The 16,313-nt window shown below is 71.6% G+C and carries 15 protein-coding genes and 1 other RNA gene; 13 read left to right on the top strand and 3 right to left on the bottom strand.

Translation table 11 applies throughout. The features are described from left to right. Positions 1–12 precede the first annotated feature (12 nt). From PZB75_RS06950 to PZB75_RS06940, 3 genes are read left to right on the top strand one after another with little or no spacing between them, the layout of a single operon-like run. On the top strand, positions 13–858 hold the full coding sequence (locus PZB75_RS06950) for a Nif3-like dinuclear metal center hexameric protein (protein ID WP_275534409.1): 846 nt from the start codon (positions 13–15) through the stop codon (positions 856–858). Next, positions 855–1,598: a C4-type zinc ribbon domain-containing protein gene (locus PZB75_RS06945; RefSeq protein ID WP_275538620.1), complete on the top strand. Its 744-nt coding sequence runs from the start codon at positions 855–857 to the stop codon at positions 1,596–1,598. Before PZB75_RS06950 ends, PZB75_RS06945 begins: the two co-directional genes overlap by 4 nt. Further along, the gene (locus PZB75_RS06940) at positions 1,598–3,028 is read left to right on the top strand and encodes a bifunctional RNase H/acid phosphatase (protein WP_275534408.1); all 1,431 of its coding nucleotides are present in this window, start codon (positions 1,598–1,600) and stop codon (positions 3,026–3,028) included. Before PZB75_RS06945 ends, PZB75_RS06940 begins: the two co-directional genes overlap by 1 nt. Positions 3,029–3,324: 296 nt before the next feature. Here PZB75_RS06940 and eda read toward each other — a convergent pair whose 3' ends face one another. Both eda and yaaA read right to left on the bottom strand, forming a co-directional pair. Continuing rightward, a complete protein-coding gene (eda, locus tag PZB75_RS06935; protein WP_275534407.1) occupies positions 3,325–3,957 on the bottom strand; it encodes a bifunctional 4-hydroxy-2-oxoglutarate aldolase/2-dehydro-3-deoxy-phosphogluconate aldolase in 633 nt (210 codons plus the stop codon). A 101-nt stretch (positions 3,958–4,058) separates the two neighbouring features. Next, positions 4,059–4,859: a peroxide stress protein YaaA gene (gene yaaA, locus PZB75_RS06930; RefSeq protein WP_275534406.1), complete on the bottom strand. Its 801-nt coding sequence runs from the start codon at positions 4,857–4,859 to the stop codon at positions 4,059–4,061. A 195-nt stretch (positions 4,860–5,054) separates the two neighbouring features. On the opposite strand from yaaA, the gene rnpB reads away from it, so the two are divergent. After that, an RNA gene (gene rnpB, locus PZB75_RS06925) (RNase P RNA component class A) lies at positions 5,055–5,457 on the top strand. A 286-nt stretch (positions 5,458–5,743) separates the two neighbouring features. On the opposite strand, the gene PZB75_RS06920 is transcribed toward rnpB, so the two are convergent. Then, positions 5,744–6,553, bottom strand: a complete 810-nt coding sequence (locus PZB75_RS06920; RefSeq protein ID WP_275534405.1) for a phosphotransferase — start codon at positions 6,551–6,553, stop codon at positions 5,744–5,746. Between the two features lie 243 nt (positions 6,554–6,796). On the opposite strand from PZB75_RS06920, the gene PZB75_RS06915 reads away from it, so the two are divergent. The 9 genes from PZB75_RS06915 to PZB75_RS06875 all read left to right on the top strand — a co-directional run bounded on the left by PZB75_RS06915 (position 6,797) and on the right by PZB75_RS06875 (position 16,313). Beyond that, positions 6,797–7,627: an amino acid ABC transporter ATP-binding protein gene (locus PZB75_RS06915; protein ID WP_275534404.1), complete on the top strand. Its 831-nt coding sequence runs from the start codon at positions 6,797–6,799 to the stop codon at positions 7,625–7,627. Positions 7,628–7,631: 4 nt separating this feature from the next. Next, a complete protein-coding gene (locus PZB75_RS06910) occupies positions 7,632–9,662 on the top strand; it encodes a helix-turn-helix domain-containing protein (protein ID WP_275534403.1) in 2,031 nt (676 codons plus the stop codon). A 71-nt stretch (positions 9,663–9,733) separates the two neighbouring features. After that, positions 9,734–10,807 carry an LLM class flavin-dependent oxidoreductase gene (locus tag PZB75_RS06905; protein ID WP_275534402.1) on the top strand — a complete coding sequence of 358 codons (1,074 nt, stop codon included), beginning with the start codon at positions 9,734–9,736 and terminating at the stop codon, positions 10,805–10,807. After that, positions 10,782–11,309, top strand: a complete 528-nt coding sequence (locus PZB75_RS06900) for a flavin reductase family protein (RefSeq protein ID WP_275534401.1) — start codon at positions 10,782–10,784, stop codon at positions 11,307–11,309. Before PZB75_RS06905 ends, PZB75_RS06900 begins: the two co-directional genes overlap by 26 nt. Continuing rightward, entirely contained in the window at positions 11,306–11,701 is a 396-nt protein-coding gene (locus tag PZB75_RS06895; RefSeq protein WP_275534400.1) for a carboxymuconolactone decarboxylase family protein, read from the top strand. Before PZB75_RS06900 ends, PZB75_RS06895 begins: the two co-directional genes overlap by 4 nt. Then, positions 11,698–13,185, top strand: coding sequence for an aldehyde dehydrogenase family protein (locus tag PZB75_RS06890; RefSeq protein ID WP_275534399.1), 1,488 nt, complete (start codon positions 11,698–11,700; stop codon positions 13,183–13,185). Before PZB75_RS06895 ends, PZB75_RS06890 begins: the two co-directional genes overlap by 4 nt. Continuing rightward, positions 13,182–14,834, top strand: a complete 1,653-nt coding sequence (locus PZB75_RS06885) for an amidohydrolase family protein (protein ID WP_275534398.1) — start codon at positions 13,182–13,184, stop codon at positions 14,832–14,834. Before PZB75_RS06890 ends, PZB75_RS06885 begins: the two co-directional genes overlap by 4 nt. Continuing rightward, positions 14,831–15,157, top strand: a complete 327-nt coding sequence (locus PZB75_RS06880) for an NIPSNAP family protein (RefSeq protein WP_275534397.1) — start codon at positions 14,831–14,833, stop codon at positions 15,155–15,157. Before PZB75_RS06885 ends, PZB75_RS06880 begins: the two co-directional genes overlap by 4 nt. A gap of 259 nt (positions 15,158–15,416) precedes the next feature. Next, positions 15,417–16,313, top strand: a complete 897-nt coding sequence (locus tag PZB75_RS06875; protein ID WP_275534396.1) for a transporter substrate-binding domain-containing protein — start codon at positions 15,417–15,419, stop codon at positions 16,311–16,313.

Genomic DNA, 16,313 nt, shown 5'->3' with positions numbered 1-16,313 from the left:
AGCCTTTCCCCCGTGCCCCGTCTGTCCGAAGTCATCGCCGCACTCGACGCCCTCTGGCCCCGCGAGCGGGCCGAGGCCTGGGACGCGGTCGGTACCGTCTGCGGAGACGTGGGCGACCAGGCCGCCGCCACCGACCGTGTGCTCTTCGCCGTCGACCCCGTACAGGCCGTCGTCGACGAGGCGCGGGAACTCGGCGCGCAGCTGATCGTGACCCACCACCCGCTCTATCTGCGGGGTACGACGACGGTCGCGTCCGACACGTTCAAGGGCCGGGTCGTGCACACCCTCATCCGGCACGGCATCGCCCTGCACGTCGCGCACACCAACGCCGACACCGCCGACCCGGGTGTCTCCGACGCCCTCGCCGGGGCTCTCGACCTGCGGGTCACCGGACCCCTCGTACCGGACCCGACCGACCCCCGGGGCCGGCGCGGCCTCGGCCGGATCTGCGAGCTGGACCGCCCGGAGACCCTGCGCGAGTTCGGTGCCCGCGCCGCCGCGAGGCTGCCCGCCACCGCGCAGGGCATCCGTGTCGCGGGCGACCCGGACGCGCCGGTACGCACCGTCGCGGTGAGCGGCGGATCGGGCGACAGCCTCTTCGACGCGGTGCGCGCGGCGGGCGTCGATGCCTTCCTGACCGCGGATCTGCGCCACCACCCGGCCTCCGAGGCCGCCCAGCACTCACCGCTCGGTCTGGTCGACGCCGCGCACTGGGCCACCGAATGGCCCTGGTGCGAGCAGGCCGCCGCCCAGCTCGACGCGATCTCCGACCGCCACGGATGGGGCCTGCGGGTCCATGTCTCGAAGCGGGTCACCGACCCCTGGACCACCCACCACTCTTCTGGAGCCCCCAACTGAACGCCGCGCCCGCCGACCAGATCCGACTCCTCGACGTCCAGGCCCTCGACGTACGTCTGTCGCAGCTCGACCACAAGAGCTCGTCCCTGCCCGAGCACTCCGAGATCGAGTCGCTGAGCAGCGACCTCGCCCAGCTGCGGGACCTCCTGGTCGCCGCCCAGACCGAGGAGGGCGACACCGCCCGCGAGCAGACCAAGGCGGAGCAGGACGTCGACCAGGTGCGCCAGCGCGCCGTCCGCGACCAGCAGCGGCTGGACTCCGGTCAGATCACCTCGTCGAAGGACCTGGAGAGCCTTCAGCGCGAACTGATGTCGCTCTCCAAGCGCCAGGGCGATCTGGAGGACATCGTCCTCGAAGTCATGGAGCGCCGTGAGTCGGTGCAGGAGCGGATCACCGAGCTGACCGCCCGGGTCTCGGCCGTCCAGGCCAAGGTCGACGACGCGACCGCCCGCCGGGACGCGGCGACGCGGGAGATCGACGACGAGATCGCCACCGCCACCAAGGAGCGGGAGATCGTCGCGGGCTCCGTCCCCGCGGACCTCCTCAAGCTGTACGACAAGCTCCGCGCCCAGCAGGGCGGGGTCGGCGCCGCCCGCCTCTACCAGCGCCGCTGCGAGGGCTGCCGCCTCGAACTGAACATCACCGAGGTCAACGACGTGAAGGCGGCCGCCCCCGACGCGGTTCTTCGGTGCGAGAACTGCCGCCGCATCCTGGTCCGCACCTCGGAGTCGGGTCTGTAATGCCGGAGCCCCGCCGGCTCGTCATCGAAGCGGACGGCGGCTCGCGGGGCAACCCGGGGCCCGCCGGTTACGGCGCGGTCGTCTTCGACCCGGTGACGGGCGAGACCCTGGCCGAGGCCGCCGAGTACATCGGCGTCGCCACGAACAACGTCGCCGAGTACAGGGGCCTGATCGCGGGCCTGAGGTCCGCGAAGGCCCTGATCCCCGACGCCCCGGTGCGGGTGACGGTACGGATGGACTCCAAGCTCGTCGTCGAGCAGATGTCGGGCCGCTGGAAGATCAAGCACCCCGACATGAAGCCGCTCGCGGCCGAGGCGGCGGGCATCCTGCCCGCGGAGTCCGTCTCGTACGAGTGGATTCCGCGCGAACGGAACAAGCACGCGGACCGGCTCGCCAACGAGGCGATGGACGCGGGCAGGAGGGGCCTGCGCTGGGAGCCCTCGGCCTCCACGGCCGCCCTCGACACGCCCCGGGGGACGGTCGCCGACGCGCTGCCGCCGGTGTCCGGCCCGCCCGGCGACGCCACGGCGGGCGCGGCACGGGCCCGCGCCGCGCTGTCGTCCTCACGCGCCACGGCATCCGCCCGGACGGCCACGGAGGACCCGTCGGCCCGTGCGCCCCGGGACCCGGCGGCGCTGTCACCCGTGGACGCGGGCCCGGCGCCGGCTGCGCCCACGGACCCGGCGGCGCTTTCGCCTGCCGACCCCGCGGACCCGGCGGCCCCGGCGCCCATGGACCCGACGGCCCTCGCTCCGGGGGCGCCCGCCGGGACCCCGCAGGTCGGCTGGGGCGCACCGGCCGACCTCGGCACACCCACCACGTTCCTCCTGCTCAGACACGGGGAGACGGCCCTCACGCCCGAGAAGCGGTTCTCGGGCAGCGGTGGCGGCGACCCGGAGCTCTCGGAGACCGGCCGACGCCAGGCCGAGGGCGCGGCGCGGTCCCTCGCCGCACGCGGCACGGTCCAGCGGATCGTCAGCTCTCCGCTGCGCCGCTGCCGCGAGACGGCGGAGACGGTGGCCGCCCGGCTGAACCTCGACGTCCACATCGAGGACGGTCTGCGCGAGACGGACTTCGGAGCGTGGGAGGGGCTGACGTTCGGCGAGGTCCGTGAACGGTACGGCCCCGATCTGGACGCCTGGCTGGCCTCACCGGACGCCTGTCCGACGGGCGGCGGCGAGAGCTTCGCCGAGGTCGCCCGCCGCGTCGCCGGGGCACGCGACGCCCTGACCGCCGGACACCGGGGCCGGACGGTCCTGGTGGTCACGCATGTCACCCCGATCAAGACGCTGGCACGGCTGGCCCTGGGCGCCCCGCCGGAATCCCTGTTCCGGATGGAACTCTCCCCGGCGTCGCTGTCGACGGTGGCGTACTACGCGGACGGCAACGCGTCCCTGAGGCTGCTGAACGACACCTCGCACCTGCGGTAGGGCGGCGACGGCCCCGGTCCGGGTGCATGGGCGCGGTTCCCGAACGCCCCACCTGGCCTCGGGCCCCGCCACCCCGGAGCACTGCTCTCGCTCAGCGCCGCAGGGCCGCCGTCCCTCCGGTCCGGGGCATGGGCGGGGTCTCCCGGACGACCCACCTGGCCTGGGGCCGCCGCCCGAGAATCACCACCACCATCACCACCGCTCAGCCCCATCGGCTCCCCGGTCCCGAGGCATGGACGCGGTTCCCGAAGGCCCCACCCGGCCTCGGGCCGCCACCCGGGGATCACCACCGTCGCTCAGCGCCGCAGGGCCGCCGCCTCGCGGGCCAGGCGCTCCACCCGCGCCCAGTCCCCGGCGGCCACCGCGTCCGCCGGGACCATCCAACTGCCGCCCACGCAGCCGACGTTCGGCAGGGCCAGATAGGCCGGCGCGGAGGTGAGGGTGATGCCGCCCGTCGGGCAGAAGCGGGCCTGGGGGAGCGGTGCGGAGAGCGCCTTCAGATAGGCGGTGCCGCCCGCGGCCTCGGCGGGGAAGAACTTCATCTCGCTCACCCCGCGCTCCAGCAGCGCGACCACCTCGGACGTCGTCGAGACACCCGGCAGGAACGGCAGCCCGGACGCCTTCATCGCGTCCAGCAGCGCGTCCGTCCAGCCGGGGCTGACCAGGAATCGGGCGCCGGCCGTCACCGTGTCGGAGACGTTCCGCACGGAGATCACCGTGCCCGCGCCCACCACCGCGTCCGGGACCTCCGCCGAGACGGCCCTGATCGCGTCGAGGGCGGCGGCCGTCCGCAGCGTCACCTCGATCGCCGGGAGTCCGCCGGCGACCAGCGCTCGGGCGAGCGGCACAGCGTCGGCGGCGTCGTCGAGGACGACGACAGGGACGACGGGCGCGAGGTCGAGCACGGAAGAGGCAGAAGAGGAGGTCATGGGCCCATCCTGCCGCGCTCACCACATCACACGCAACGAGCGTTGCACAGAATGCAACGCGCGTACACCCCCGTCGCCCGAAACGGAGTCTCGTGCCCGGTTCAGTGGATCTCCGACACCACCACGTCGAGCGCCCAGCCACGCCCCGCCCGCCCGGGGGCCTCCGCCTCGACCACGTACCCGAGTTCCCGCAGGACCTCGACCAGTTCGGCGGGCCCCTTCAGCCGCGCCCCCGCCAGCAGCAGGTCGCGCACCATCCGCCCCTTCGTGGCCTTGTTGAAGTGGCTGACCACGGACCGCTTCTCCACCCCGTCCACCAGCTGGGAGTGCAGCACCCGTACGCTCGCCGTCCGTTCGGCGACCTCGCCCTTCGGCTTCCACGCCGCCGTGTACGCCGACGAGCGCAGATCCAGCACGAGTCCGTCCCCGGCCGCCTCGGGCATGACCTCCGCCATCGGGGCACGCCAGTACGCACCGAGCGCGCCGATCCCCGGCAGCCTCACGCCCATCGAGCAGCGGTACGACGGAATCCGGTCGCCGACCCGCACCGCGCCCCACAGCCCGGAGAACACCAGGAGAGACTTCCCGGCCAGCCGCCGGGCGGCGGTGTCCAGCGAGGCCAGGTCCAGCGCGTCGTACAGCACCCCGGTGTAGATCTCCCCGGCCGGCCGGGTCCCCGACGACCGCAGCTCCGCGTTCTTCGCGACCTCGCCCCGCAGCCCCTCGCTCAGGCCGAGCACCGCGCGCGCCTTCTCCTCGTCGGCCGCGCAGAGTTCGACCAACTCGTCGAGGACCGTGGCCCGCGCCCCGGCGAGCCCCGGCAGCGAAAGGGACTCCGGCTTCAGCGGTGCCCCGCGCCCCGAGGCGGCCTTTCCTTCGGAGGGCGGCAACAGCACGAGCACGGTGGTTCTCCTTCGCGTGTACGGGATGTTCGCGTGTACGGGGATCGCCGGGCGCGGCCTCGGACGGGGAGCAGCCCCGGACCCGTACACGTCCCGGCGCCAGGGTACGGGGACGGGCGGCCCGTACGCCTCCGTCCGAGGCGCCCGTCGACCGCTCCCGCCCCCACGGCCGGGTAGCATGGACCACACGGCAGACGAGCCGGGCGGACGGCCGCGTGGAGATCTCCGGATCTTCCCGAGGAACGTCCGGGCTCCACAGGGCAGGGTGGTGGGTAACGCCCACCCGGGGTGACCCGCGGGACAGTGCCACAGAAAGCAGACCGCCGGGGGCCTCGGCCCTCGGTAAGGGTGAAACGGTGGTGTAAGAGACCACCAGCGCCTGAGGTGACTCAGGCGGCTAGGTAAACCCCACCCGGAGCAAGGTCAAGAGGGGCCGTCCCAGGACGGCCCTGCGCGAACGCTTGAGGGCGGCCCGCCCGATGTTCGCGGGTAGACCGCACGAGGCCGGCAGCAATGCCGGTCCTAGATGGATGGCCGTCTCCCCGGCCGCCGCGAGGCGACCGGTCGACAGAACCCGGCGTACAGCCCGACTCGTCTGCCGGTAGCTTCGGCTTTGCCATGGAAGGGGCCTCCGACCTGCGTCGGAGGCCCCTTCCGGGCTTTCGGGGGCTTACCGCTTCGAGCGGCGAAGAGTCCCTTGGAAATCCCTCGGACGGCGCTGAAAGCATCTGAGGGACCGAGGTTCAGAGCAGGCGCGGAGTGGGGCCGCGCTGCATTCGCGTACTCAGGCAGCGGCTCAGCGCCTTCACCGGGTACGGCATGCGCATGGGTCCCGTGCAGAACGGCGACGCCTTCGGGACGGTTCCCGGGCCGGGTGGTGCCGTTCACCGCTGTGGGATTTTTCGCGTCAACGCGGCCGTGAAGGTTGTCGCGTGGCGGGCGATGTGTGCCGCGTCGGCGCGGTAGACGGAGTCGTGGCCGGCGGCGATGTGCTCGGCGAACGCCGCGGTGCCGGCGTCGGCTTGCCGGTGCATGTGGCGGACCAGGTGTTCCAGGCGTTCCCGGGCCGTGTGGGCCAGCGCCGCGCGGTCGTCGTGGCCGAGCCGGTAGGTGTCCGCGAGGAGCCGGAGCCTGCGGGCCTGTTCCTCGACGGGCAGGCTGAAGTCGCCGTTGCCCGGATCGGTCAGGGGCACGAATCGATAGGCGGCGTAGGCGAGGTCCCAGATGCGGGGACCGGGGTGGGCGGTGTCGAAGTCGATGAACGCGACGGGTCGCCCGTCGCGGAAGACACAGTTGTAGGGGGCGACGTCGCCGTGGCAGATCACCTCGGCCGGTTCACGGCTGGGCAAGTGCCAGCGGGCCTGCGCCGAGGGGCTGAAACCGACGGTGGCGTCGTGGTAGTCGCGCAGCAGCACGGCCACGGTCCGCAAAGTCGCGTCTGATCGCGCGTGGTCCGGCAGCGGATAGTTGGCGACGTGGCCGGGAAGGAAATCGAGGATCTCCCGGCCATCGGCATCGAAGCCATGAACCCGCGGGGCACCGGCGAATCCTGCCGCCCGCAGGTGATCAAGCAGAGCGTGCACCGTTCGGGTCCACGGTCCCGCGGGCCGTCGAACAGTCGGTCCGATCCGGACGACGCGGTTGACGCCACCACCGGCCAGCACTTCTTCGTCCATCCGCTTCGACGCTGTCATGAGGACTCCTTCCGGGTCCGCCCGGCTGTGAGGTGCTCGGCCCGGCGGAGTGCGGTGCGGCGGTGCATCCCGGTCACGTCGGACACCCCGGCCCCCGCCGCCCGGGCCGGGACCGTCCTACGAACAGTAGGACGCCACCGTATCCCTGTGCTACGAATCGGCCGGGGACCTGCGGACGGCCAGTGCCTACAGTGACGGGAACGGCACCGCCCGGTCGGCAGCCGCCGCCGACGGACGTCCCCTGTGACGGACCCGTCAGCCGGGCCGGTGGTGGTCGGCCGACAGAAAGGCGCCAAACAGATGGACAGCGGGGTCGCGGTCAGCCTGCGTGACGTGGGCAAGAAGTACGGGACGTTCACCGTCCTCGACGGAGTGAGCCTGGACGTGGCGGCCGGGGAGACGGTGTGCGTCATCGGGCCCAGCGGCTCGGGGAAGTCGACGCTGCTGAGGTGCTGCAACCTCCTGGAGATCCCCGACAGCGGTGAGATGCACGTCGGCGGCACCCGCTACTACCCGATGCCCACGGGCCGAGGTCGCTCCGGCGCTCTGCGGGAGCTGCGCAGCCGGTCCGCCATGGTGTTCCAGAGCTTCGAACTGTTCCCGCACCTGACCGCCGAGGAGAACGTCGCGCTCGCGCCCGTCAGGGTGCGCGACATGCCCAGGGAGAAGGCGCTGGAGAGGGCACGGAGCCTGCTGGAGAGGGTCGGACTGGGGGAGTTCACCGGGGCCCGCCCCTCGACACTGTCGGGCGGGCAGCAGCAGCGGGTGTCCATCGCCCGCGCCATGGCCATGGAACCCCAGGTGCTGCTGTTCGACGAGCCCACCTCGGCGCTGGACCCGGAGATGGTCGGCGAGGTGCTGGAGATCATCCGTGAGCTGGCGACCACCGGGGTGACGATGATCGTGGTCACCCATGAGATGCAGTTCGCCCGCAACGCGGCCACCCGTGTCGTGGTGATGGACGCCGGGAAGATCCTGGAGGTCGGTACCCCGGACCAGGTGTTCGACGCACCGAGCCACCCCAGGACGAAGCGCTTCCTCCAGGCCGTCGCCCGGTCCAGCCAGGCAGCGTGACGTGATGACGACGCCCGGTACGCCTGACTCCGCCCGGCCGGGCAGTGACGAGGTCGAAGCGCTGCGCCGGATCGCCGCGACGGTCAACTCCAACCTGGAGCTGGGGACCGTACTCGACGCGATCGTGTCGGCGGTGTCCGCGTTCACCGAGTGGAAGCTGTGCTGGGTCATCGCCCTGGACGTTCCGGCCGGGGTCGCCGAGGTCATAGCGCGCGAGGACCGGCTCACGTACTCGGGCAGCAGCCGGCAGCGGTTCTGGCCCATCGACGAGATCCCCGCGAGGGACGTCGTGGGGGGTACGGAACCGATCGTCATCCACGACGCCCACGAGTCGGGGTACCGGTTCTACGCGGACGACGCCCGTCGGCGCGGATATCGCTGCGGTGTCCTCCTGCCGCTTCGCGAGCCCGACCTCGACGGACGTTCCCTGGTCCTCGCGGTCCAGCGTCCGCGGGCCGGGCAGGTGGACGGCGCGGCGCTCGCGTTCCTCGAAGCCGTCGCCGACCTCTCGTCCGTCGCCCTCGCCAACGCGGGCAAGGTCGCGCAGGAGCAGCGCGACATCGCGGAGCTGGTCCGGGCCACGGCTGTCCTGCGCACGGGACTGGCGGGGACCCTGGCGGGGCAGGACGGGGAGCGGATTCTCACAGCGGTCGCCGACGCGCTGGACGTCGCGATCGTCGTGGTGAACCACCAGCTCGCCCCCATGTTCACGGCGGTCGCCGGGAACTGGGCGCCCGCGGGGGAGGGCGCCGCCGACTATGTGTCCCTCGCGCGGAACGCGGCCCGTCGCAGGAACGGCGAGGCATCCCCGGCCGGGCGGCCGGGGGAGCGGGACGCGCCCAGGAAGCGGGCCGCCCCGGCCGGGCCCGGTGTCTCCGGGAAGCCCGGAACCGGAGCGGGCGGGAAGACTCCGGGCGCCTACGGTGGTTCCGCCGCCGAGGGAGCCGAGACGGAGGAGGACGCCTTCACGGCCCAGGGCCTGTCCGGGGTACGGAACCCGTCCGGGATGCGGGTCAAGATCACCGAGCTGCTTCCCGAGTCGGAGCGCCCCCTGCTGGCCTGTGTCCTGCGCCGTGGACCGGTGAGCCGGGTCGAGACGGCGCTCGACTCGCTCGTGAACGTAGCGGTCGGCATCGTCGTGGCCCGGTCGTTGCTGGCCTCCGCCGAACAGGACCGGGAGACCGACACGGCCCTCACCGAACTGGTCCGTCGTTCCCCCGTCGACCCTCTGGCGCTGCGGATACGCCTGGCGGCGCTGGGACTTCCACCGCCGATGCGCTGCCGGATCGTCCGGATCTCCGCCCGCTCCCCGGTGGACACCGATCTGCGGCGGGTGCTGAGCGATGTGCACGGTGCGCTCCGCGCCCGGCGGGTCAGCGGGGTCGTCGTGGGCTGGGTGGACAGCAGTGTCGTGCTGGTGCTGCCCGCCCATGGCGACCACCACGAGGCGCTGACGGAGATCCGAGGGATGCTGCGGGGCGTCAGCGGGATCGGGACCACGCTCACCGCCGTGGTGAGCAGTCCGGGACCGGTCCCCGCCGACGGTCCCCGGATGTGGGCCGAGTGCGAGACCCTCACCATGGTGGGGGCGTCGGGCGCGGCCGGGGACATCGTGGCCTACGACGGGTTCGGCGCACTCGCGTTCCTGCTGACCGCCTGCCACGACGGCGCGGCGGTCAGATTCGTCGAGTCCCAGATCGGCCCGCTCCGCCGTTACGACGGCGACCACTCCGGCTCGCTCGTCGAGACCCTGGAGGTGTACCTCCAGACATCGGCGCGGCTCCAGGAGACGGCCCGGGTCCTGTGCATCCACGTGTCCACGCTGCGGTACCGCCTCGACCGGATCACCGAAATCCTCGGAACGGATCTGAAGAATTCCGAGGAACGGTTCGCCCTGGCCCTCGCCTGCCGGCTGATGCACATGGTCGACGCCGCTGCCGGCGCGGCCGGAAATGGCGGACCTGTAGCAACGGCAGCAGACAGTGCCAAAAGTTCGTCGGAAACGAAGGAAGGAAAGGGAGAGCCGGATCTATAGCGTTCAGGGTGTCGAAACCAAGTCCGCAGGATGAATGACGCGGATACCGATTCGAATTCATTGGACGCAACATGGAACTCGGGCTTTTCCTTGCCTACCAGGTCAACAGCGACGAACAAATGGACGGCCTCTACGACCGCATGGTGGAATACGCCGTCCGGGCCGACGAGAGCGGATTCACCCGGGTCTGGACCCCGGAACACCACCTCGTGCAGTTCCTGCCCTCGCCCTCGGCGCTGATCACCGCGGTCCACATAGGACAGCACGTGAAGTGCCGGGTGGGCACCGGGGTGGTGGTCCTCCCGTTCCACCAGCCCCTCCAGCTCGCCGGGGAGATCGCGGCGGCCGACACCTCCCTCGGCGGGAGGCTCGACCTCGGGGTGGCCCGGGGCGCGTACCGCTACGAGTTCGAGAAATTCGGCCTGTCGTTCACCGAGAGCCGGGACCATTTCATCGAGAACCTGACCGCGATCGAGACGCTGCTGCGTACCGAGGACGCCCCGGCCAGTTTCGACGGGCGGTTCTCCTCCTTCCAGGACGCCTATGTGTGGCCGCGTCCGGTGCAGCGTCCGATGCCTCCGGTGTGGATGGGAGTGCAGAGCCCGCCGGGGGTCGAGGACGCCGCCCGGCGCGGATACGACGTACTCAATTCCCTGTTCTTCTGGGACGACGACCACATGCGCACGGTCGCCGAGGCGTTCCACCGGGGGAAGGCGCAGTCCTCCCGCGACGACGCCCGGCTCGGCGTCACCCGCTACGCGTTCGTCACCCATGACGACAAGGAGACCGAGCAGCGCATCGAGGAGGTCCTGGAGGGCTGGCGCATTCACGCGCAACTCCATGACTTCACCCAGAACGCCGACCCGCTCGGCCGGGTGCGACCGATGCCGCAGGAGAACGAACCGACCGTCGACGACCTGCGCGACCGGTTGTTCATCGGCACCGCCGAGGAGATCAAGGAGAAGCTCCGCCGGTACCGCGACGCGGGCGTGGACATGATCAACCTCAACCTCGTGGGGGGCGCTCCCCGTGACGAGACGCTGGAGACCATCGGCCGGTTCGGCGAACTGCTCGCCGAGGTCGACGCCGAATCCGAGACATCAGAGGAGGGCCGCGGTCATGGTGAGCCCGTTCATACCCGCTGAGCACGGGAGCTGCGCCGTGGAGACCGCCGACAAGGCCGTACCGGTGCACGAGTACAAGCAGTTCGCCGGATCGTTCCTCACCGGGGTGGCCGTTGTCACCGCGCGGGACGAGGACGGCGACCACGGATGCACCGTCAGCTCCGTGTCGAGTATCAGCCTGGACCCGTCCCTGATGATGGTGTGCCTGCACCGCATGTCACGGACCCTCCGGGTGATCGAGCGGACCGGGCGGTTCGCGGTGAGCCTGCTCGCCCAGGGGGAGCAGGCGACCCGCACCGCGCTGGTCTTCGCCCGGCCCGGGCGTGACGCCTTCGACCAGGTCACTCTGGAGCGCAGCCCCGCCGGCCTCGCCATCAGCCCCGTAGCGGTGGCCCAGGCCGAACTGACCGTCCAGGCACTGCACGACGGTGGCGACCACGCGATCGTCCTCGGCACCCCGGTCTGGACCTCGGCCGACGACGGTGCTCCCCTGGCCTACTGGAGATCACGGTTCCTGTCATGACCACTCATCCCACCGACCCCGGCTCCGCCCCGGACCGTGCCGGCCCCGGTGGTTCCGAGGGGGCCGCCGGCAGCACGGACCAGGGCGGCCGGGGGAGCGGCTGGAGCGCCGACTGGAGCGCCCTCACCCGCGAAATCGTGTTCGACCGGATCTGGTCGCGCCCGGGACTGACCACACGGGAGCGCCGGCTGGTCACGGTCGCCCTGCTCCTGGCCTCCGGCGCCGAACCGGCCGCCCGGTTCCACATCGGGGCGGGCCTGGACGAGGGCATCGACGCGGACGACTTCTACGAACTGATCGCGCACACCGCTGTTTACGCGGGATGGGCCACCGGAGGACGCGGCATCGGCTGGCTGCGCTCCGTCGTGGCGGACGGCGAGGTGGACCGGTGAACGGACCACGCGCCACGCAGGACGTCCAGGGTCTCCGCGACCGGCTCGCGGAACTCTGCGCCGAGCTCGTCGTCGCGGGTGGCTCAGGCCGCCCCGAGGTGCCCTCGTCGTTCACCGTGAGCGCTCCGGGGATGCCCGCGCTGACCTGGTCCTGCGCCGACGCCGGGCCCGGTGACGCGGACCGCGCGCTGGACGCGGCCTGGGGCTGCCATCCCGCCTGGGCGGCGACGCACGTCTCCGAACGGGCGGCGCTCGTCAGGCGCTGGGCCGCCCGGATCGAGACCGATACGGACCGGTACGCGACCGTGATCGCCGTCGAGGCGGGCAAATCGCTGCCGGAGGCCCGCCGCGAGGCGCTGTTCACGGTCGCCACGCTGAAGGCCCTGGCCGATACGGCGGAGGACCTGTTCACGGAGGCCGGCCCGGGAACACGCCGGGACCCCATGGTCACGGTGCGGCAGCGCCCCCTGGGCCCGGTCCTCGCGATCACCCCGTGGAACTTCCCGCTGTCGCTGGCCGCGCGCAAGACGGCGTCCGCACTGCTCACGGGCTGTCCGGTGATCCTCAAGCCGTCCGAGCTGACCCCCGCCTCGGCGCTGCTGATGGGGCGTGACCTCATCCGCGAGGGAGCGCCCGAGGGATCGGTGTCGGTGCTGCCGACCACCCGGTCGGCCGAGCTGACCGACGCGCTGACCGGTGACCCGCGGCTGCGGAAGGTCTCGTTCACCGGCTCGACCGAGGTCGGCCGGGCAGTCCTGCGCGCGACCGCCCGCAACCTCCAGCGGGTCTCGCTCGAACTCGGCGGCAACGCCCCGTTCGTCGTCTGTCCCGAGCACGACGCCGAGAAGGCCGCGTCCGGTGTCCTCGCCGCCAAGCTGGCGAACAACGGCCAGGCGTGCACCGCGGCCAACCGCCTGATCGTCCCCGACGACGCCCGCCGGGTACGGACGCTGCTGGCCGAGCGGTTCGAGGAACTGCGCGTCGGCTGGAGCCTCGACCCGGAGGCGTCCCCGGTCGGACCGGTCATCAGCGCGGAGGCCGCCGAACGCGTCGAGGCCCTGGTCTCCGACGCCCGCGCCCGGGGCGCACGGGTGGTCAGGGCCCGCGCCGAACCTCCGGAGGACGGCCACTACGTACGCCCGGCGCTCGTCCTCGGAGTGGAGCCGCACTGGCCCATCGCCAGGCAGGAGATCTTCGGCCCCGTCCTTCCGGTGCTCACCTACCGGGACCTGGACGAGGCCGTACGGATCGCCGACGGCACCGAGTACGGACTCGCCGCCTACGTCTACGGCACCGCCCCCGCCGAAGTGGCCCGCGTCGCGAACGGTCTCGACACCGGCCTCGTCGCGGTCAACCACCCCTCCGTGTCCCACCCCGCGGCCCCGTTCGGCGGGGTCAAGCACTCCGGGTACGGCCGCGAGAACGCGGCGGAGGGACTGTCCGAGTACATGTCCGCCACCAGCACCGTCGGGAATCTCGAATGACACCAGGTATCACCGCCACCAGCCGTCCGGCCGACGAGTCCGTCCTCCGGTCGTCCCGGATCTTCACGATGGACGCCGACCGCCGGATCGTGGACGGTCATGTGCACATCCGCGACGGCCGGATCGTCTCCGTCACCGAAGGCCCGTGGCAGGGGCCCGCCCACGTCCCCGTGACCGACCACGGCGACCGGCCCCTGCTGCCCGGCTTCGTCGACCCGCACGTCCATCTGGAGATGAGCGCCGCCGCCCTGTGGGGGACGGTCGACTGCCACACCCCGCCGTGCTCCTCCATCGACGAACTCCTCGGCCAGCTCCACGACCATCGTGACCTGCGGGAACAGCGCGGAGGATGGCTGATCGGCCAGGGCGGCCTGTTCGCCGACCGGCGGTTCGCGGACGGTCGCCTGCCCACCCGGGACGATCTGGACAAGGTCTCCACGGAGTTCCCGATCGCCATCCGCTTCGGCGCACATGTCACCGTGCTCAACACGGCAGCCCTGGACATCGCCCGTGAGTCGGGCCTGCCGGAGACCGGGGACGCGCACATCGGCACCGACGACACGGGCCGCTGGACCGGCATCCTGCACGAGCTGTACTACGCGCTGCCCATCCCCGTGATGACCCGGGACGACCTGCGGTCGGCGGTGGAGGCCACGGCGCAGCGGCATCTCACCCGCTACGGCGTCACGACGATCGGTGAGATCACGAACACCCCCGAAGGCATCGAACTGCTCGCCGAGGCCGCGGGCACGCGGGTGCCCCAGCACGTGCGGGCCTTCGTCTGGTCACCCGGCACGATGGACCTCGCCACGGTGTGCGAACGCGCGGACGCGGGACAGCTGCCCCGCACCGGGGCCTTCGACGTCGCCGGGGTCAAGATCTTCGTCGACGGCGGGTTCTCCGCCGCCGGGGCCGCCGTCCTGCGGCCGTACCGCTCCGACCCGCGTTCCCGGGGCAGGATGGCGTACGACCGTGAGGCACTCACCGAACTCGTGCGCCGTACGGACCGGGCGGGCCTCCAGGTCGCCGCGCACGTCAACGGCGAACGCGCCCAGGCCGAGCTGTGCGCGGCCGCCGTCGCGGCCCGCTCCGGCCGTGTCGGCGCGCCCCCTCCCCGTATCCGGCTCGAACACGCCGGCAACGTCCTCACCGACCCCTCGACCGTGGACCGGTGGGCCGAGGCGGGGGCGGTCATCGTGCCGCAGGCCGGGTTCATCTGGACGATGGGCAGCTTCCTCACCGACTACCTGGGCGACTACGCGGCCGACGCCCGGTTCCCGTTCCGCTCCCTGCTCGACCGGGGAGTGACGGTCGCGTCCAGCTCGGACGGCGCGGGCTCGGAACTCCTCCAGTTCAACCCCATGTTCGGGGTCCGGTGCGCGGTCGGCCGGGTCTCCTGCACGGGCGAGGTGGTGGCCCCGTCCGAAGGCGTCACCGTGACCGAGGCGCTGGCGATGCACACGATCTCCGCCGCCGAGGCCCTCGACGTCGCGGACACCCGAGGCTCCCTGGAACCCGGCAAGCGCGCCGACATCGTCGTCCTCCCCCAGGACCCCACCACCGCCGAGGTCGCCGGCCTGGCGGACCTCCTGCCCGAACAGGTGCTGTTCGCCGGGGTGCCCGCGGACCTCGGGAAGGACCAGCCATGATCACCGAGTTCCGCCGCTACCGGATCGCGCCGGGCGACCTCCCCGATCTCACGCACCGCTTCTCGCACATCGTGACGCCGCTGTTCGCCGCTCACGGGTTCCGGGTCGAAGGCGCGTGGCAGCCCACCGGACCGGGCCCGGCGCACGAGCTGCTGTACGCGGTCGGCTGGAGTGACGAGGACGCCATGGCCGACGGATGGCGGCGCTTCAGGGAGGACCCCGCCTGGGAGCGGGCACGGGAGATACCTCGGTACTCCGGGCTGCGACCGGACATCACCTCGACCACCTGGACGCCCGCCGGATTCCTGGGCACCCGGCCATGACCTGATCATTCCGGTGCCTTCGGCCGGTCCGTGGCCTCCCCGGCCGGAACCGCTTCCCGGTCGCGTGATCGCCGTAACGGAAGAAGGCGCGGAGAGACGGGCGCCGGAGCGGAAACGGAAAATCCCCCGCCCACTCCTGTCCTTCACGCGAATCCGGGCCGGGAACTTCCACTGAATCGACGAAGACCACTCCGGCTCCACCGGACCTACAGTGTGCCGAAACCTCCCGAACCTCGTACCTCGACAAAGGAGTCGGAAAGTGAACCTGAGAACATCGGTGAAACGCCTCTTCCCACGCAACCCGCGGATGGTCGGCTCCGCCGTCGCGGCCCTGGTCACCCTCACCGCGACGGTCACGGCCTGCGGCGGTTCGGACTCCGGCGGGAGCGACGGCGACGGCGCCCCCTTCAAGACCGCGGAAAAGGGCCGTCTGACCGTCACCTATTCCGAGAGCTACCTTCCGAAGATCGCAACGGGAGAGGAAGGGAAACTCACCGGATACGAGGGATTCCTGCTGACGAAGGTCGCCGAGAAGTACGGCCTGAAACTGAAGTTGAAGCCGACCGAATTCGCCTCCCAGGTTCTTTTCGTGTCCCAGGGGAAGGCCGATGTCGGCACCGGGACCTACTACACGGACAAACGGGCCAAGCAGGTCTTCTACACCCGGCCCAATGTCAATGACCGGCTGGGCGCGCTGATGCTGAAGGAAACCTCGTGGTCGGGCGTCGATTCCCTGAAGGGGAAGCCGATCGCCTCGGTGACGGGTTACTCGTACAACGACTACCTCATCAAGGCGTACGGCGAATCGAATGTGAAGCTGTTCCCCTCCTACGCCGAAGCCGCCAAGGCCACGATGAACAAGCAGGTGAGCGCCTTCATGGGGTCCACCGGAACCGCCCCCGGCATCATCAAGCAGAACCCCCGGCTCACCCTGCACCCCCTCGCCGAGGGTGATCTGGACCTGCCGCCGAACATCCTCGTCTCGCCCACCTACGACTACGTCCGCTGCGACAACCCGGGCCTCGCGGATGCCGTCGACGGGGTCCTGGACGAGCTGATCGCCTCGGGCGAGTGGCAGAAGCAGCTCGACTCCTGGGGTGTCGGCGGCCAGGAGTACCTGCCCTCCAGGACCCGTCCCGCCCAACTGTGCAAATGA

Origin of the sequence: Streptomyces sp. AM 4-1-1 (assembly GCF_029167625.1) — a bacterium.
Lineage (GTDB): Bacteria > Actinomycetota > Actinomycetes > Streptomycetales > Streptomycetaceae > Streptomyces.
Note: the sequence above shows the minus strand (reverse complement) of the source record. Positions and strands in the feature narration are given on the sequence as shown.